13 protein-coding genes and 1 pseudogene are annotated in these 18,756 nt (G+C 37.4%); 8 read left to right on the plus strand and 6 right to left on the minus strand.

The window, feature by feature from the left end; translation table 11 throughout:
- Nucleotides 1-55 precede the first annotated feature (55 nt).
- Both H4J54_RS02150 and H4J54_RS02155 read left to right on the plus strand, forming a co-directional pair.
- Nucleotides 56-2,020 carry a beta-galactosidase gene (locus H4J54_RS02150; RefSeq protein ID WP_182189166.1) on the plus strand — a complete coding sequence of 655 codons (1,965 nt, stop codon included), beginning with the start codon at nt 56-58 and terminating at the stop codon, nt 2,018-2,020.
- Nucleotides 2,021-2,105: 85 nt separating this feature from the next.
- On the plus strand, nt 2,106-3,530 hold the full coding sequence (locus H4J54_RS02155) for an SLC5 family protein (RefSeq protein ID WP_182189200.1): 1,425 nt from the start codon (nt 2,106-2,108) through the stop codon (nt 3,528-3,530).
- A 72-nt stretch (nt 3,531-3,602) separates the two neighbouring features.
- On the opposite strand, the gene H4J54_RS02160 is transcribed toward H4J54_RS02155, so the two are convergent.
- The 4 genes from H4J54_RS02160 to glpK all read right to left on the minus strand — a co-directional run bounded on the left by H4J54_RS02160 (nt 3,603) and on the right by glpK (nt 10,573).
- Nucleotides 3,603-4,349: a SapC family protein gene (locus H4J54_RS02160; RefSeq protein WP_182189167.1), complete on the minus strand. Its 747-nt coding sequence runs from the start codon at nt 4,347-4,349 to the stop codon at nt 3,603-3,605.
- Nucleotides 4,350-4,358: 9 nt separating this feature from the next.
- On the minus strand, nt 4,359-5,879 hold the full coding sequence (locus H4J54_RS02165) for a tryptophan halogenase family protein (protein ID WP_182189168.1): 1,521 nt from the start codon (nt 5,877-5,879) through the stop codon (nt 4,359-4,361).
- A gap of 193 nt (nt 5,880-6,072) precedes the next feature.
- Nucleotides 6,073-8,778, minus strand: coding sequence for a TonB-dependent receptor (locus H4J54_RS02170; RefSeq protein WP_182189169.1), 2,706 nt, complete (start codon nt 8,776-8,778; stop codon nt 6,073-6,075).
- A gap of 316 nt (nt 8,779-9,094) precedes the next feature.
- Complete coding sequence (gene glpK, locus H4J54_RS02175; protein WP_182189170.1) at nt 9,095-10,573, minus strand: glycerol kinase GlpK; 1,479 nt, start codon at nt 10,571-10,573, stop codon at nt 9,095-9,097.
- Nucleotides 10,574-10,813: 240 nt separating this feature from the next.
- Between glpK and H4J54_RS19310 the strand changes: the two genes are divergently transcribed.
- Nucleotides 10,814-11,149 carry a DeoR family transcriptional regulator gene (locus tag H4J54_RS19310; protein WP_310650763.1) on the plus strand — a complete coding sequence of 112 codons (336 nt, stop codon included), beginning with the start codon at nt 10,814-10,816 and terminating at the stop codon, nt 11,147-11,149.
- 852 nt (nt 11,150-12,001) lie between these two features.
- Here H4J54_RS19310 and H4J54_RS19315 read toward each other — a convergent pair.
- Nucleotides 12,002-12,136, minus strand: a complete 135-nt coding sequence (locus tag H4J54_RS19315) for a hypothetical protein (protein WP_259367102.1) — start codon at nt 12,134-12,136, stop codon at nt 12,002-12,004.
- A gap of 230 nt (nt 12,137-12,366) precedes the next feature.
- On the opposite strand from H4J54_RS19315, the gene galE reads away from it, so the two are divergent.
- The 5 genes from galE to H4J54_RS02205 are packed head-to-tail and all read left to right on the plus strand — an operon-like array spanning nt 12,367 to nt 17,973.
- Nucleotides 12,367-13,380: a UDP-glucose 4-epimerase GalE gene (galE, locus tag H4J54_RS02185; protein ID WP_182189171.1), complete on the plus strand. Its 1,014-nt coding sequence runs from the start codon at nt 12,367-12,369 to the stop codon at nt 13,378-13,380.
- A 1-nt stretch (nt 13,381) separates the two neighbouring features.
- On the plus strand, nt 13,382-14,437 hold the full coding sequence (locus tag H4J54_RS02190) for a UDP-glucose--hexose-1-phosphate uridylyltransferase (protein ID WP_182189172.1): 1,056 nt from the start codon (nt 13,382-13,384) through the stop codon (nt 14,435-14,437).
- Nucleotides 14,427-15,575 (plus strand): galactokinase, encoded by a 1,149-nt coding sequence (galK, locus tag H4J54_RS02195; RefSeq protein WP_182189173.1) that lies wholly within the window; start codon nt 14,427-14,429, stop codon nt 15,573-15,575. The genes H4J54_RS02190 and galK overlap by 11 nt, the downstream gene beginning before the upstream one ends.
- Before the next feature lie 55 nt (nt 15,576-15,630).
- Complete coding sequence (locus H4J54_RS19645; RefSeq protein WP_310650764.1) at nt 15,631-16,608, plus strand: Gfo/Idh/MocA family oxidoreductase; 978 nt, start codon at nt 15,631-15,633, stop codon at nt 16,606-16,608.
- Nucleotides 16,609-16,632: 24 nt separating this feature from the next.
- Nucleotides 16,633-17,973 carry a dienelactone hydrolase family protein gene (locus H4J54_RS02205; RefSeq protein WP_182189174.1) on the plus strand — a complete coding sequence of 447 codons (1,341 nt, stop codon included), beginning with the start codon at nt 16,633-16,635 and terminating at the stop codon, nt 17,971-17,973.
- Between the two features lie 555 nt (nt 17,974-18,528).
- Here H4J54_RS02205 and pgi read toward each other — a convergent pair.
- Nucleotides 18,529-18,756: pseudogene (gene pgi, locus H4J54_RS02210) on the minus strand (glucose-6-phosphate isomerase); the annotation flags it as partial.

An 18,756-nucleotide genomic window follows, 5' to 3' on the forward strand; every position in this document is an offset into this window, starting at 1 on the left:
TAAATAAGGTTAATATGCATAATATACTTTCAAATAATAAATTGGTAAAAAGTAAATGTTAGGTGTTTGTTATTATCCAGAGCATTGGCCAGAAAAAATGTGGGCACAAGATGCTAAAGAAATGCGCGAGCTTGGCTTACGTTATGTTCGTATTGGCGAATTTGCTTGGTCAAGAATAGAGTTTAGTGAAGGTGTTTATACTTTCGACTGGTTAGACCGTGCAATAGAGACTTTAGCTGACGCTGGTTTAGAAGTCATTATGTGTACGCCGACAGCGACCCCACCAAAGTGGTTGATTGATAAATATCCTGATATTTTACCTGTTGATATTAATACAGGAACCAGTCGCGGCTTTGGCTCTCGTCGACACTATGATTTTTCTAGCAAAAATTATTTTCGTGAAGCAATGCGTATTTCTGAAGTTTTAGCAAAGCGTTATGGTGAACATCCAGCAATATGCGGTTGGCAAACTGATAATGAAATTGCATGTCATGATACCACTCACAGTGGTTCACCTGCAGCAAAAAAAGCATTTCATGCTTGGTGTCAAACGCGTTATAAAACAATTGATAAACTTAATACCGATTGGGGCACCGTTTTTTGGTCAATGGAATATCAAAGCTTCGATCAAATTGAACTCCCTATATTAGCGGTTACAGAGACTCACCCCGCTCACCAATTAGCTTATCGACGTTTTAGCTCAGATCAGGTGATCCAGTTTCATAACAAAATGATAGCGATAATTCGCCAATATGCACCTGATAGGTTTGTCACCCATAATTTTATTCCCATGGTGGACACCCAAACTGATAATTATGCTCTCGCTGAAAATCTAGATTTTGTTAGTTATGATAATTATCCACTGGGTCGATCTGACATGTTCTTTAAAGATAAACCTGCTAAAGAATTCAAACCTTATATGCGTACTGGCCACCCAGACTTTGCCAGTTATGACTTTGATCAAAGTCGCGGTATCAGTAAAAAGAACTTCTGGATCATGGAGCAGCAACCAGGCCCTGTAAATTGGGCACATCACAATCCTCGTCCAGAAAAAGGCATGGTACGTTTGTGGTCATGGCAAGCTTTTGCACACGGAGCAGATTGTGTCTGTTATTTTCGTTGGCGCCAAGCACCGTTTGCTCAAGAGCAAATGCATGCGGGCGTTAAAAGAAATGATAATTCAAAATCAGCCGCATGGGCAGAAATCGAACAAATGCGCGATGAGCTAAAAACCGTAGACTTTTCTATTGATGCACCAATACAAGCAAGAGTTGCTATATTATCAGGTACGACTAACCAATGGGTGAGTGAAATTGAACGCCAAGGCGACAGTTACAACCACCAAAAAATAGAGTTCTCCTACTATTCAGCATTGCGCCAATTAGGCCTAGTTGTAGACTTTATTTCGATTAAAGGTGATTTTAGCCAATACGATTTAATTCTTGCACCATGCTTACCGATTGTCGACGATGCTTTCATAGAAAAATGTAAAGACTCGAATGCCCATTTTGTTTTTGGCCCACGTTCAGGGGGGAAAACCGACGAGCTTTCATTAGCACCAAACTTACCTCCAGGAAAACTTCAAGCCTTGTTGCCCATCAAAGTATTGTCAACTGAAACCATACGTCCAGATTGTAGTGAACAATTGAACTATAAAGATAAAACGTTTGAAAGTAGATGTTGGCGTGAAGAATTAGAAATAACCAAAGACGTTATCGTCGATGCTAGGTATCACGATCAATCACCCGCTGTTGTTCGTCATGAAAATACAAGTTATATCGCCACCTTAACTTGTGATGACTTTCTAATTGAACAGTTTGAGCACTTAGCAACAGAGCTCGATATTGCCACGGTAAGGTTACCTAAAGATATGCGGATTGTGTATCGTGGTGATCTCGCTTACATCTTTAACTATGCGGGAATAGCACAAACTTTCCCAGCAAAAAATATGGGGACATATCTATTGGGGCAAGCTTCCATGAGCCCTTATGATGTTGCCATTATCAAATTAAATAACTAATAACTAATAACATAATTAATTAACTAACTAAGATTAGTAAGGGGAATCCGTGAATATTCAAATAGCAGTATTTTTATTTATCACTATGTTAATTGCATTTTTAACCTATTTAAAATGCAAAGGACACGGTAGAGGGAAGGGAAAAAATCAACAAAATAAGGAGTATTTTTTAGCAGGTGGTGGCTTGGCTTGGTATTTTGTCGCTGGTTCAATAACACTCACTAACTTAAGTACTGACCAATTAGTTGGGTCAAACGGTACACAAATGGCCTTGTTAGCATGGTGGGAGTTTGCCGCTGTTATTGGCTTGATACTTCTCGCAAAGGTTTTTTTGCCTGTCTATTATAAATACAACTGCACCACTACCACAGAGCTATTAGAGAAACGTTATAATAACAAACATATTCGCGCGGTTATCGGTGGGATGTTTTTTCTCAGTAGTGCATTAATATTTTGCCCTGCAGTGATTTATTCCGGTTCATTATTTATGCAGACAATGTTCAAAGTCGACATTCCTTTAATGTACATTGCTACTGCTTTTGCAACGTTAGGTGCACTTTACGCAATATTTGGCGGTCTTAGAGCGGTTGCCGTATCAGATACTTATTCCGGCGTGTTACTGCTAGGAATGGCTATTGTAGTCTTATTTTTATCTTTGAATGCGATTGATTATGACTTTTCAGGTATTCCTGAGGAAAGATTAACACTTATTGGTGATAACGATTCTCCAATACCTTGGCATACATTACTAACAGGTATGATTTTTATTCAAATGTTCTATTGGGGAACAAACCAAGTTATCACCCAAAGAGCAATGGCAGCCCCTAACCTCAAGGAAGCCCAAAAAGGTGTATTTGCTGCGGTGTTCATTCGAATTATTATCGTACCTGCCATTATAGTTATCCCAGGGATAGTTTCTTTTAAACTCTACGGGGATATAGGTGATACTGCTTATGGACAGATTGTTGGGGATTTATTACCCGGATGGCTCTCTGGAATTTTTGCCGCTGCAATGGCTGCTGCCGTGCTCTCAACCTATAATAGTAATTTAAACTCTGCAACCGCTTTGTATGTTTGTGACTTCCATGAACCTTATATTAATAAAAACATAAATGTACAAAAACTCAGTGCGTGGATCACCGCTGGGCTTACCATAGTTACCCTTGCTCTCGTTCCTGTGTATCAACAAGCTGAAAGTATCATTAATTTACTTCAGCAGTTATGGGGTTTATTTAGTATGCCTATACTATCAATATTTATTGTTGGTTTATTATTTAAGGGCGTACATGCGAACGCAGGTATAGCGGCAGTCTTTTTTGGTGTTTTATTATACGGTTCATTGTCATTTGAATTTTCACCATTTCATGCCCCATTTGGTTTACATTATATCCACTTAATGTTTGTCACTTTAATTGCATGTGTTTCATTTGCCTTACTGGTAAATCGCTTTGTCTTTAAAAACAAAGCCAGCTTCGCCTTTACAAAAGAAGCGAGTGCTTCTCCAACATAACTTTCTATTTGATATAGAAAAGCCACTCATTTGAGTGGCTTTTTATTGAATAAATATTATCATTAAATCGCTTTATTCGAGCGCCAACTTAACTTGTGATATCAACTTATTGTTTTCGATATGGTTATGTTTTCTAATGAGGTTGTTTAATTGAAAAATAGACATTAACATCGCATGAATAGGCATCAGATAACCTAGCTTATTTAACTCTGCCAACTCGTCATTTGATAACTGCTGTAACTTAGCTTCATCAATAGTGTTCATACCTGTTAACGTTTGTTCAGCTCCGTCTTTATATTGCACAACAAGGTTAATACTTTTAATTAATTGCATACTCGCCAATTTATCAGTAAACAAATAACTTTGTATGTCATTTTTTATATCGGCTTCTAATAAGGTTTTAATTCGGCTGAGCATCAAACTTGCTTTGCCTGTTGACTCAAATATATCAAGCCCTTTTACTGTTGAAAAAACAGGGTCACTCGGTGCTATACCTATGGTATAACCCTTATTTTCTCCAGCTGAATTCATTAAATAAAATGGGTAGCTGTGCATGCTAGCAGGGGTGAATATTGCATCCCACTTATCATTATGAACAAATAAATTTTTACCCATATTAAAACTTGCTAATGCTGACAGATTCCACATGCCTGTCTGTGAGTTTTTCACGATAAACACCGGAAAACCACTGATCGCTTGAGTGATCTCTTTTACATGTACTTTTAACATATGTTGGTGCTGTATGAAGGTCACAGCAGCATTTTCAGCCACTTTCAATTTTCCGTGTTTACTATTACTCAATTCTATTAATTCAGTCATTATGATTCTCTAAGTTGAAGTCGCTAGCCATTTTTCAATATAGTCTCGATGCGGTGGTAAATTCTGTAACATTTGCTGAGTTAATTGTTCGTTACGATTTATCACTTGCTCTGCTTCTTGCTGTTGATTATGTAAGTAACTTTGACGAGAGAAGTCAGGTTTAAATTCCATACCATAAAGCACATACTGATAACTTGCCGCTGGGAATAATTCCATTGCGCTAGTAAAGTCATCAGTTGTTGGGCCACGATACTGCCATAATGCAATATCTTCTTTTAAGCTTTCAGTGAATGTTTTCGGATCACAGTGTGCTTGCCAATAAGGTTCAGGCCGCTTGGTAAGCATGTAGTGAAACTTAAGAAAATCAACAATACGTTGCCAACGATACGACATTTGCGTGTTAAAACGCTTAGCGACCACTGGCATTAAACTCTCATCCGCCGGTAAATTTTCAGCAATATAGCGTGCAGATAATTCGACCAGCATAATAGCGGTAGCTTCAAGCGGCTCAACAAACCCTGCAGCCATACCTACGGCAACACAATTACCTTTCCACCACTGTTCACGATGACCCGATTCAAAACTAATTTTACGCGCTTCTAAACCTTTTGCTGCATCACCTAAATAATTACGTAAGTTTTGTTCGGCCTCTTCATCCGTTAAAAATTTACTCGAGTACACATGTCCGACGCCACGTCGATTAGTTAAGCCAATATCCCATATCCAACCAGCATTTTGCGCCGTTGCAATCGTATGACATGCAACGGGAGTATCCTCATTTTCGTAAGGAACTCGCATCGCTAACGCTGTGTCGTTAAACAATACATCATCAACTTTTTTGAACGGAACTTTTAACGTTTGACCTAATAACAACGAACGCGCACCTGAGCAGTCAATAAACAAATCAGCCGTCAACTTGCCATGCTTGTTTAATACTACAGCATCAATTTTTTCGCCGTTTTCACTAATGCATTCATCAACGGTATCAATAATATGCTCAACGTTGAGGTTATCAATACAGTGACTTTTCAATAACTCTGCAAGGGCGCCGGCATCAACATGGTAGCCGTAATTACATTGCCCTTGATATTCTGATTCTGCCAATGAGCGTGGTGCAAGACCCGCTTCACAAATATCGTATTGAAAATTAGCTTCACGAGCAAAGTTTTTAACGTTTGATACGTACGGCGATAAGTCAAGTCGGCCATAACCTAAAGGCAAAGTAAACGGATGGTAATAAAAGTCACCATTACCATGTACCCATTCAACAAACTTCCCCCCCTGCTTAAAAGAAGCATGACATTTTTTAAAGAGATCACTCTCTTTAATACCAATTTTATGTAGAGTATTTTTCATGGTAGGCCATGTACCCTCACCTACACCAATAGTTGGAATGTCTGACGATTCAACCAAGGTGATTTTAAGTTCGTTTTTATGTGCATGTTTATGATGTGCAGCAATGACAGACGCAGTTAACCAGCCTGCAGTACCACCACCAATAATAATAATATTTTTTATAGCGTTTGACATATTTGAGTATTCCTAACTAAAACCCGCTGATTTTTGTAATTATTTGCGGTAAGTTGATCGTATGAAAACTTAAAACTTGGTTAACATTTTACATTTTTTTAGTGAAAATATACCAACTATTTTCACTAAAAAAATGGCCTGCTTGCTAGCAAGTCAGGCCACGTTATACTTTTTTTAAATTAAATACTTATCATTAAAACTTAGCTCTTACACCTATAGCGTAACGAGAGCCGTTATCTTCAATGTTGTAAGTTTGGTTAGCGTAACGACCTGTTTGTACTAGCTCTTCTTCAGTAATGTTAGTACCTTCAAAGAATACAGATACATTTTCTGAAACATCGATACTAGCACTAACATCTAGTTGCCCAAAAGTATCAGTATTAACAGGTTCGCCGTTAAATCCGTTATCAGCTAAACGTAAGAATCCTTCACGGTTATTATAAGCAATACGTGCTTGCCACATGTCAGCTTCATAGAAAAGAATAAGGTTTTGTGAATCACCCAAACCTTCTAATCCAAATGAAGTACCGTCTTCATCACTGTTAACAACTGTCGCGTTTGCTGTAAAACCAAAGCCATTTTCAAAGATATGTGTCAAGGCAACTTCGTAGCCTGTTACACGTTTTGTATCACCATTGTTAGGGCGAGCTACCGTATATTCTTCAAACAGACCATTCAACTCGCCTTCTAGTTGTGCAGTTTCTGCATCACAACCTACACAATTAAAATCAGGGCCTGAACGGTTAGTCATTTCATATGACTCTAAACCGGTAGAAACAGAAATGAAGTTTGCTACTTCTTTACTGAAAACAGCAAATGAAAATAAGCTTGCATCACTGTAATACCACTCATAAGAGATATCCCAGTTTTCTGAAGTAAACGGTTTAAGGTTTTGATTACCACCAGAAGCCGTAAGTGTTTGACGTCGAGGTTCACCAAAAACAGTCGCTGGAGATAATTGAGATAATGTTGGACGCGTTAATGAGTCATATACGGCAAAACGAACTACCATATCTTCTTCAACTTCTAACTTCACGTTTAAACTAGGAAGTAAATTAGCATAACTACTTGATTTATTGATATCTTTCGCCGGACCAAAGACATTAGAGAATAAGGTAGGATCAGTTGTTTCAACAACATCTGCAATATCACTTTGTACCGCTTTAGCTTCAACATTTGTAGTTGAATAACGTGCACCAAAATTAACCGTTACAGGCATGTCAGCTAACTCATAACCTAAGGTAAAGTCTACGTATAAGCTTGTAATATCTTCATTAATGGCATAACGGTTATTTTGTAATGTCGGTTCAATTGGAAAACCTTCAGAAGCTAAATAATCAACATACTTATCACCATCATAAGTATAAAAAGTATCGATTAACCCTGGGAAATAATTATTTGCTGTAAAAGATTGAAAGTCGATAGCATCATTAGGAGCTGCAGTACCATACCCACAAAATCCACATTGACTCGCAAATATTTGAAAGCTTGATTTTTCACGTTCTTGACGATACAGACCAAATTTTGCTCTTTCAAAAATATCGCCATCAGCTTCGTAAACAAAATCTACTTTAAATTCATTTACTTCATCTTTATCAGTAAATTGATTACCTTTTTCATTATAATGTAGACGAGATAGCGAAGCATCAGGTAATGCGCCATTACCAAAACCTTCATGTATCACTGTTGGAATAGCGCCTGTTCCATCAAATGCATAATTGTTTTCAATACCAACCACATTAAAACGATCTCGGCCAGCACGATCATTTTCAGCACTTGATGTTGAAACATCAAATGTAGCACCTAACTTATCAGAAATTTGCCACTCAACATTTAAGCCAAAACCATCAGTAGATACATCACGAGAATTACGTGTGTGTGAAACGAAATCAGTAGCACCGCCTATTTGATCGAACGTTAAAAGTGTTCTAGTTTCAGAATCAATAGTTGCATTATTAACACGACCCGGTTCAAACCAAGACGCTAAATCAGTCGCAACAGAGTCAACTTCAAATTTTGAAACAAAGCCATCAAGCGTAATACTTACATCATCTGAAGGTGCATATTGAAATACTAAGCTCGCATTTGTACGTGTACGCTCTTGATTATCAACAATTTGATCCCAGTTACGAGGAATATATGCATTAGAAAATAATTCTTCCCCACTAGTCGTCTTTATTGATCTGCCTGGCATCCAGCCAGCCGTTTCTATACGGTTAATTTGCACATCACGCTCTGAGTGACTTACGGCTAATAAAACACCAGCTGTATTATCTGCAAATGTATTACTAATTAATAGTGAGGCCGCTGGAGATGTCTCTTCAGAAAGACTTTCATACATGCCTTTTAATGAACCAACTAACTGAAAACCTTCGTAATCAAATGGTTTAGCCGTAGAAATATCAATAGTACCGCCGATGCCACCTTCTTGCATATTAGCTACAGATGTTTTAAATACATCAGCACCGGTAATTTGATCAGCGGCTAAAATGTCGAAGTTAAACTCACGACCAGCACTATCAGTAGCTATTTGACGACCATTAACTAAAACTGTGTTAAATTGTGGGCCAAAACCACGAACCGTTACTGCTTGACCTTCACCACCGCTACGGTCAATTGAAACACCCGTAATACGTTGTAATGATTCAGCTACGTTAAGATCTGGGAACTTACCTAAATCTTCTGCAGCAATGCCGTCTGAAACAGTATTTGATGCTTTCTTATCAAGCATTGACGCTTTCATACTACTGAGCATACCAGTGACGACAATGGTTTCAACTTCTTTTTCTTTGGCACTAGCTGTGTCAGCTGCATAGGCACTAGCATTAGTTAACGCACCTGCCACCGCAATAGCTATTGCAGTTCTTTTATTGAATTTTGACATGTTGTTTGTATACATTTTATTCCCCGTTATTTTAATTATAATGTTTTTTCTACATTTTGCTTTTATACTTTTAAAGCTACTTAAGCTTTTTAGACTACTTAACCTATAAAGCTTATTTATCATATAAATACATTAATTGAACAATAATATCAACTATTATTTGCATAGCCAACCAATGTATTTAAGGATTTTTAAATATGATTTATGCTAAAACAGCACAAGACATAGATGTTTATTTATTAAAATTTAACGACTATTGATTTCATCAATATTTAAGTTTATACCTAAATTCAAAAAATTTTAATAATAAAAATTTATAGTGTATCTACAATTAACTTTGTACTTTTTTTACTGCGTCTAACCACTTACCATACAATGCATTACGCTGCTGGTTATCAAGTTCTGGCGTAAAACGTTGGTCACAGTGCCACATATTAGCCAACTGCTCAGTTGAGTTAAAAATACCAGCCTTCAGTCCTGCTAAATATGCAACTCCCAACGCTGTAGTTTCGATTATTTCAGGACGATCTACGGTTGCGCCAAGAATACTTGAAAGAAAACTTAACAACCAATTATTAGCAACCATTCCACCATCAACACGAATCAGTGTCGGTCTAAGACCATCTCTTTCCATAGCTTTTTGTAAATCTTTCGTTTGATAACAAACCGATTGTAAGCCCGCTGTAACAATCTCATTTATCCCTGAATCACGGGTTAAGCCAAGAATGGCCCCTCTCGCATTAGGATCCCAATAAGGAGCGCCTAACCCCGTAAATGCTGGCACTAAAAACACACCATGGTCTAAGGGCATCTTTTCAGCAATTGACTCTGTTTCGCATGCACTATTAATTAACTTTAAACCATCACGTATCCATTGAATGGTGGCACCAGCCATGAAAATACTCCCTTCAATGGCATAGGTGGTTTTCCCATTGAGACGATACGCCACGGTAGTTAACAGTTTGTTCTTGGATTTTAAGGCTTTACCACCGGTATTTAACATTAAGAAACAACCTGTACCATAAGTACTTTTTGCCATTCCTTCCTCAAAACAAGCTTGACCAAACAAAGCAGCCTGTTGATCTCCAGCCATCGCTAAAATTGGAATTTCATCACCAAACAATGAACTATCCGTATAGCCGAAGTCATCTGATGAATCCATTACTTCAGGTAACATAGATGGTGGAATATTGAATAATTCGAGTAATTCTTTATCCCATTGTTGATCATGAATATTAAAAATCATTGTTCTTGAAGCATTAGTGGCGTCTGTTCGGTGAACTGTGCCATTGGTAAGATGCCATAACAAAAAAGTATCGACAGTACCAAAAGCAAGTTCTCCTCTTGCTGCCTTTTCTTTCGCACCGGTTACATTTTCTAGTATCCAACGAATTTTAGTCGCTGAAAAATATGGGTCTAACAATAAACCGGTTTTGTCATTAATAAGCGTTTCTATACTTGGAGACTGTATTGACTCACAATACTCAGAAGTGCGACGATCCTGCCAAACAATTGCGTTATAGAGAGTTTCACCCGTATTACGGTCCCACACTAAAGTTGTTTCTCGTTGGTTAGTAACGCCTATAGCCGCTATCTCTTTCGCCTGTACATTATTTTCATCAAGTACTTTTCGACAAGTGTTGAGTACTGTTTTCCATATATCATTTGGATTATGCTCAACCCAACCATCTTGAGGGAAGTGTTGAACAAACTCTTCCTGCACTACAGCATGAATTTTACCTTGCTCAGTAAAAAGTATGGCTCTTGAACTAGTTGTACCTTGATCTATAGATAATATGAATCTCGACATCGTCACTATTTATCTTACTTAATAAAAACATTCATTCGATAATGCACATTTATTTTAAAATTGGCAATCAATATTTTCATTTTCGAACATTACGTTGTAATAATATGTTTTTAAAAATATCTATCATCTGAGATAATTTTATTATATTTCAACTTTTAAATAATAGAGACTGCCTTTACGGCGCTAAATAAACGCCAAACTGCACTAGCAGATCTGCTACATAAAAAAGGCTTTATAACTATCGATGAACTACTAGAGTATTTCGGTATAACGCCTCAAACTATTCGAAGAGATCTTAACTTACTCGCTAGCTCAGGTATAATTATCCGTCATCATGGTAGAGTAGAAAGCTCTTCAACCACTGAAAACACCTCGTACCAGTCGCTAAATATATTAAATTTAGCAGCGAAAGGGAGTATCGCTGGTGAGTTAGTAAAAACGCTTCTTAATACGGTTGCTTTATTTATTAATATAGGTACCACAACAGAAACTATCACTCATGCTTTGCTTAATCATAAAGCCTTAAATATAGTCAAAAATAACATTCATGTCGCTACAATTTTGTTGGCTAAATAAGAGCTTAGCGCTATTATTGCTGCTAAAGACATTAGACGCAGAGATAGCAGCATTATTGGCGAAGTTACTGATGATTTCATGAATCAGTGCCAAATGTATTTTGGTATTATTGGCATCAGTGGAATTAGTGGAATTAGTAATGATGGTTATTTACTTGATGTTTATCTTAGAGAAGTTTGTGTTGCTCAAGCTATAATAAATAACTCAACTAATGTTCTCTTGCCGCGGTTCAATTGAAACTTACTCGAAACGCAATGATAAAACAGGATAATATTATGACTCAAATCGACCATTTATTTTCCGATACAAAACCGCCGATAAAAATAGAAGAGATACTATCAAATAACAACATATCAATTCATATCGTTTAGTCTCTAAACTTAACCAGGAAAACTGACTAATAAAACCAACTAATTTTATTTATTTAATGCGTATCATTGATTTATAACCTGCTAAATAACAATTAGCTAGGTCATTTTTTGCTGTAAAAAACGCCCGTATTCCTAAATAGTGAATATTAGCGACCCAAAAAACGAACCTAAACGAACAAAAAAACGTAAATAACGAACATTTAATTTGTCCTACAAATAAATTTAACTAGGATAAAGGCGCGACGATTAAATCATGGAGTGTCGTTTGATTTTTTAATCGAAAAATAATGGGTTTCCAACATAGAAGATCTAATTTTTCGATGAACTAAACGTGGGTTATATTTAACAAAGCAGCAAGTTAATGAAATAACAAACTAGCTTAACGCTGACCCAAAAATTATTGCAAAAAAAGTCAGCATGATTCAAAGTAGCCTAATCATTTAACGTAAACTATCATTGATTCTAGTGGCTAGGGGCTTATTTAAGTCCCTACTTCAAAGTAAATACCGCATGGAATATTCATGCGATATTCGTTTGAGATAACTTCAATGATCGGTATACAAGGTTCAATAACACCACATATTTTTCCATTCGCTGGATATACTTGTCCCAGCAACAAATCCCTAACAATGGCTAAGTATAAAGGCAATAATAAAATTAACTGAAGTACTTTATGTAAGGAAAATGTTATATACATCAGCTTTAACTACTCTTGTTTTTTTCTCACAAGCTTATCTACACACAGCATAACTCATCAACTGAACAACTGAGAATCCAACAAATAACAGTTGCTATTTGCACTATTATTATTTATCTTATAAATAAGATTTATAAGAAGCGTTGATAATGAATATATTAGTTACTGGTGGAATGGGTTACATAGGCAGTCATACCTGTTTAGCATTATATAAAGCAGGTTTCACCCCTATTATTTACGATAATTTGTCGAATTCAAGTATTAAAGTATTGGAGCAATTAAAAATTATTGCCAACCATACCTTTGAATTTGTAGAAGGTGATATTAATGATAGGGATAAGCTCGAAGCCACATTGAACGATTATAATATTAAAGCTGTTTTTCATTTCGCGTCTTTAAAAGCTGTTGGCGAGTCAACTGAGCAACCATTACGCTATTACGATAATAATGTATCAGGCACTGTTACTTTACTTACTGCTATGCAAAAGTCAGCAGTTAAGCAAATAATATTTAGTTCCTCGGCGACTGTCTATGGCGATCCTCAATATCTACCTATAGATGAAAAGCACCCAATAACTGCGACAAATCCCTATGGTTGGACAAAAGTTATGGTGGAGCAAATTCTAAATGATTGGTGCCTAGCTAATGAGCAGAACCTTGCCATTGCGCTTAGATATTTCAACCCTGCGGGGGCTCATCCTAGCGGTTTACTCGGCGAAAGCCCTACCGGTATTCCTAATAACTTAATGCCTTATATTTCGCAAACAGCTGTTGGCCAACGTGAATTTGTTAATATTTTTGGAAACGACTATGACACACAAGATGGCACTGGCGTCCGAGATTACATTCATATTATGGATCTAGCTGAAGGACATGTTGCCGCATTTTCAACACACCAAAAAGATTCAGGATCACTTGTCTATAACTTAGGTACTGGTAAAGGCTACACGGTTTTAGAAATAATCACTGCTTTCTCATCATCAGCAAATGTTGAAATCAATTATAAGTTTGCGCCAAGACGTGCTGGTGATATCGCTAGTAATTTTGCTAACGCATCATTAGCACAAGAAAAACTAGGCTGGAAAGCCAAACTAAACATTAAAGCAATGACTGACGATACTTGGCGTTGGCAATCAAAATACCCTAACGGCTTGGAAGATTAATATGAAAAATTTAGAATGTACACACCGTCGCAAAAATCCATTAACCGGAGACTGGGTTTTAGTTTCGCCACACAGAAATAATCGTCCCTGGTTAGGCGCTACAGAAGCAGAAGCAGTTGATGAATTACCCAAATACGATGCAAGTTGCCCGCTATGTCCAGGTAATGACAGAGCCAACAATGCAGTAACCCCTAATTATCAAAATACCTATGCTTTTATTAATGACTTTGGTGCATTGACCGAAAAACAAGCTGAGTCCGTTGAAGAAAGTGATGGTCAACATCCCTTATTTCAGGCCAATGTTGCCAATGGTGAATGTAGAGTCGTGTGTTTCTCTCCCGATCATAACAAATCACTACCCGAATTAACGGTTGCTGAAATTGAAAAGGTTGTGAATACTTGGCAATCAAACTATGTTGAATTAGCAAAAACTTATGCTTGCGTTAATATATTTGAAAATAAAGGTGCCGTAATGGGTTGCTCTCAACCACATCCACATGGGCAAATATGGGCACATCAACATTTATCAACTGAAATAGCACAAGAAGATCAGCAACAACTAACTTATCAGCAAAACCATGGGAAAACATTATTAGCTGACTATGTAGAACATGAAATTCTACAAAAGGATCGCATAGTAGTTGAAAATGAGCATTGGTTAGTGGTTGTGCCATTTTGGGCGGCTTGGCCTTTTGAAACCTTATTAGTTATTAAAGACGATATTCAACATTTTGGTCAATTAAATGAACAACATAAAAATAGCTTAGCTCAAGCATTGCAAGAATTGACTATACGTTACGACAATGTATTTAATTGCAGTTTCCCCTATTCTATGGGGTGGCACAATGCACCTGAAAACCTTAACGACAATAGCCACTGGCGCTTACACGCCCATTTTTATCCGCCACTGTTACGTTCATCAACGGTTAAAAAACACATGGTTGGCTATGAAATGTTAGCAGAGAGTCAACGAGACTTAACGGCTGAAACCGCTGCTAAAATATTACGTTCAGCCAGTACCTCTCACTATAAAAAAGACCAAACTCATGCCAGTTGATTTATTTAATACTAAGTTTGAACAACTTTATAACAAGCCTGCAGAAGCATTAGCTACAGCACCGGGACGTGTCAATTTAATAGGTGAATTTACCGATTATAATAACGGTTTTGTTTTACCTTGTGCCTTGGAGTTCACGACAAGAATACTTTTTAGAAAACGCGATGATAATCAAGTTATTGTACACTCGTTACATTACCCTGGGGAATGTGACAAATTTAGTATTGATGACGAAATCAGCCGTGGTGATTCTCAATGGGGTAACTATATTCGCGCCGTGGCGTATGTATTAAAACGTCAAGGCCATCTGTTATCTGGCGTTGATTTACTTATTGATAGTACGGTACCACAAGGCAGTGGCTTATCCTCTTCTGCCGCTTTAGAAGTTGCTGTCGGAGGTGTTTTCAATCATCTATGCCAACTGAATTTGTCAGGTGAAGAGATTGCACTATTAGGCCAAGAAGCTGAAAATGATTTTATGAATTGTCAGTGTGGCATTATGGATCAACTCGTATCTGCTAACGGACAAAAAGGCCAAGCATTACTCATTGACTGTCAAAGTTTAACAACTGAGTCAGTCGCAATTCCTGAAGATTTATCTATTGTCATTGTTAATTCAAATTATCCTAGGAAATTGGTTGATAGTGAATATAATCAACGTCGAATTGATTGCGAACAAGCCGCAAAAAAAATGTCTATTGCTACTTTACGTGATGCCGACATTAAAAAATTAAATGCTGCTCGTTCTGCAATGTCAGACAATGAGTATAAACGTGCTCATCATGTTATCACTGAAAATTCACGTGTAATTAAGGCAACCCAAGCTTTAAAAAACAATGATATGCCAAAGTTACGAGAGCTGATGACGGCTTCTCATCAATCTTTAAGAGATGATTTTGAAGTAACCGTTCCTGAAACTGATGGTTTGGTGGACATATGTCAAGAAGCGTTGGGTGATAAAGGTGCTGTCCGTATGACAGGCGGTGGTTTTGGCGGAGCAATTGTCTGCTTATGTCGCCATTCAGATATCGATAAGATTAAAAGTGCCGTAGAGAAACACTATTTTTCTCGCTTTAATATTCAGGCGTCTATCTATGTTGGTAAAGCAGGTGACGGTTTACAAGTGACCGTATTATAAAGTCATTGATATCTTAAAATAAATTTAAAAAGTACCGGGGTAAAATATTAAACAGATTAATTTTGGGGTTATTGGTTGTGGGAGCATTGCTCAATTATTTGTTAAAGGTGTGCAAAGGTTAGCGCATTGCAACCTGCTTGCTGGTGCGTCATGCACCGCAGGACGGGCGGAAGCATTCGCTAAAAAATTTGGCATTGAACGCGCTTATACTAACTATGAAGCTTTAGCCTCTGATCCTGAAATTGATGCCGTTTACATCGCTACCACGCATAATTTTCACTTTGAAAACATTAAACTTTGTTTAGAAAAAGGTAAACATGTACTTTGTGAGAAGCCTTTCACTGTCAACGCGCAACAAGCAAAAATACTGGTAGCTTTAGCTAAAAAGCAACAATGTTTCATGATGGAATGTGTCTGGACTCGATTTTTACCGGCCATTAAGCATTTAAACGTTTTGTTGGCACAAGGCGTTATTGGCGATGTGCAAACAGTTAAAGCCAATTTCAGTATTTCTGGGGATTTTTCTCCTGAACATCGATTAAGAAACAAAGATCTTGCCGGTGGAGCTTTGCTCGATTTAGGTATTTACCCATTAACCTTAGCGGCCCTTGTTTTTAATGAACAGCCAACGAAAATAAAGAGCTCTGCAGTGCTAGGCGAAACAGAGGTTGATGAAAGCTCTTTTTATCTGCTTGAATATGCACAAGGACAGCGAGCAGTGCTGTCCTCCTCTTTTATAGATAATGCGCCGACCGAAGCGATTATATCAGGCAGTAAAGGCTATATCCGCTTGCCGAATTTTCTTGCCGCTCAAACATTACAACTGTATATAGGCAACGAAGCTGTTCAAACGTTAGAGTTTCCTTTTGATGAAGATGAAAGTTTTACCTTTGAAATAGCTGACGCCATGCAATGTATTCGCCAAGGTAAAAGTCAAAGTGATACTTTACCACTGGCTAAAACCTTAGCCATGATAACAACCATGGATACCATTCGTGCCCAATGGGGTCTTAAATACGCAAATGAGTCTTAGTAATAAAAAAAACATGGAACTATTATGCGAGTTAAAAATAAAAAAACATTAATAATCAGTACGCTACTATGTTGTTATTTACAATTTTCACATACCGTACTTGCGAATACACCATCGAATACTCAGGTAACGCTAGTACCCGAGCAGCTATACTCACCCTTACCCTCAGATGTTGTTCCTGAACTGGCTTCACTCGGAAAATTTAAGGTCGGTGTTAAAACAATAGAGATCGTCAACCCTGACCAATTCGATGCTGCGACACAAACAACAAAAGATAGAAAATTAGTCGTTGAAGTTTGGTACCCAAGTAATGCGACTAGCACTAGTATTAAAACCAGCTATGAAAATGAAACGCGCACAGGCATTGAGTTTTCGCTACAAGCTAATGCTTATCGGGATGCTGTTGTATTATCGCCAAACGATGACGCTAAATTCCCCTTGGTTGTTATCTCTCACGGCTATACCGGTTATAGTACTATCATGTTTTATTTGGCAGAGCACTTAGCTTCACATGGCTATATTGTTGCCGCTATTGATCATACAGACTCAACTAATGCTGACGTTGATTTTAACATTAATCCAGTATCAGGCTTTTTCAGTACCTTGTTAAATCGCTCTCGTGACCAACAATTTACCCTTAACTACCTAACAAAGATGACACACTTTGCTTCTGCCGCTATCGACAATAATAAGGCAGGTTTAGTGGGTTATTCAATGGGTGGTTTTGGTGCTATAAATACGATTGGCTCTTGTTATAACTTTACTCCAGCGACTACATCAGCATTCACAGGTTTAAAAAATCCCGAGCAAGTACAAAAAGTCATGTCATTATTGAATAGTTGTGCAGGTGGTCAATATAAAAATGCAAGCGTTGACCATAAATGGCAGGCTGTTGTTGCTATGGCTCCATGGGGCGGACAACATAATCTGTTTAAGCAAGAAGCGATGGCGAAAATGAATACTCCAATTTTATATGTTGGTGGATCATTAGATGATATTTCTGGTTATGACGGCATTAAATCACTTTATGAAAAAACAGGCAGTAAAGATAAATATTTACTAACTTATCAAAATGCACGACACAATATAGCGCCTCACCCTGCTCCATCAGTTTCTAAAATAAGTGAAATAGACATCGGCCATTACTATGAGGCCTCTTGGGATAGTTTGGTATTAAACAACACCAATAAGCATTTCACACTCGCTATGATGGACTGTCATTTAAAACAACAGTTAGATAAGTGTGAATACCTTGATTTATCTAGCAGTTCGAATCAAGTTGCTGTTGATGGAAAAACACCAAAACCATGGAAAGGCTTTGATCACCGTTATTCTACCGGCATGAATTGGCATATGTCTAAATAATTTTATTAGCTGTATCATCAACTTGATTAAAATCGCTTATCAAGCGCCTGGTAAATCGACTTTTATCATCAACGTTTCGCCGCATTTATTCGACAAAATGCTAGTTAACGAGTTTCATACTGACGATTTTTAAGTGCTGTTATTCATAACCCGCAACGTTATCCACTTGCAAATATTCGTTAAAGCCTTCGAGGTAATCAACCGCGCACTGACTAGCCTTAGCGGATTTGTAGTCATACGGTATGTTGCAGGTATTAATGAAGAGCAAATAGCGAAGGCACTCGGCTGCTTGATACTTGATATTTGGTACTTGGTAAAAAAGTTTATAAAGCTTTAAGCCCTGTATTAAACTATATTTCAGACAAAAAAAAGCGTTTACCTGAAATCAAGTAAACGCATTATAAAAACATGAAACACTCAGGGAAATAAATGTCTTCATGTAGTAAGAGCATCAATATGCTTTATAGTTCCCTTACCTTTAATCATTATTTAATTTAAACCTTGCCTGCCGTACAACAGTCTTTTCTATTTGATTACTTTGCCGAACAATAATATTCAAGTAAGCGCTTTGGTTGAACTATCATGGCTTTTGTTAATATCTCCGCTTGTTAGCTCTTTCACAATGGCGTTAGCTAAGCCTTTACCCAACTCAACACCTCATTGATCAAAAGAACAAACCTGTAAAATAATGCCTTGAACAAATATTTTATGTTCATATAAGGCGATTAAACTGCCTAACGATTTAGGCGATATTCGCTTCATTAACAAGGTATTAGTCGGCCT

Origin of the sequence: Colwellia sp. MB3u-8 (genome assembly GCF_014076985.1) — a bacterium.
In the GTDB taxonomy this organism is placed as follows: domain Bacteria; phylum Pseudomonadota; class Gammaproteobacteria; order Enterobacterales; family Alteromonadaceae; genus Cognaticolwellia.

Excerpts from the sequence above, each read along its gene's own strand:
- H4J54_RS02150 (WP_182189166.1), top strand. The coding sequence starts at position 56 with ATGTTAGGTGTTTGTTATTATCCAGAGCATTGGCCAGAAAAAATGTGG.
- H4J54_RS02155 (WP_182189200.1), top strand. The coding sequence starts at position 2,106 with ATGTTAATTGCATTTTTAACCTATTTAAAATGCAAAGGACACGGTAGA.
- H4J54_RS02160 (WP_182189167.1), bottom strand. The coding sequence starts at position 4,349 with ATGACTGAATTAATAGAATTGAGTAATAGTAAACACGGAAAATTGAAA.
- H4J54_RS02165 (WP_182189168.1), bottom strand. The coding sequence starts at position 5,879 with ATGTCAAACGCTATAAAAAATATTATTATTATTGGTGGTGGTACTGCA.
- H4J54_RS02170 (WP_182189169.1), bottom strand. The coding sequence starts at position 8,778 with ATGTATACAAACAACATGTCAAAATTCAATAAAAGAACTGCAATAGCT.
- glpK (WP_182189170.1), bottom strand. The coding sequence starts at position 10,573 with ATGTCGAGATTCATATTATCTATAGATCAAGGTACAACTAGTTCAAGA.
- galE (WP_182189171.1), top strand. The coding sequence starts at position 12,367 with ATGAATATATTAGTTACTGGTGGAATGGGTTACATAGGCAGTCATACC.
- H4J54_RS02190 (WP_182189172.1), top strand. The coding sequence starts at position 13,382 with ATGAAAAATTTAGAATGTACACACCGTCGCAAAAATCCATTAACCGGA.
- galK (WP_182189173.1), top strand. The coding sequence starts at position 14,427 with ATGCCAGTTGATTTATTTAATACTAAGTTTGAACAACTTTATAACAAG.
- H4J54_RS02205 (WP_182189174.1), top strand. The coding sequence starts at position 16,633 with ATGCGAGTTAAAAATAAAAAAACATTAATAATCAGTACGCTACTATGT.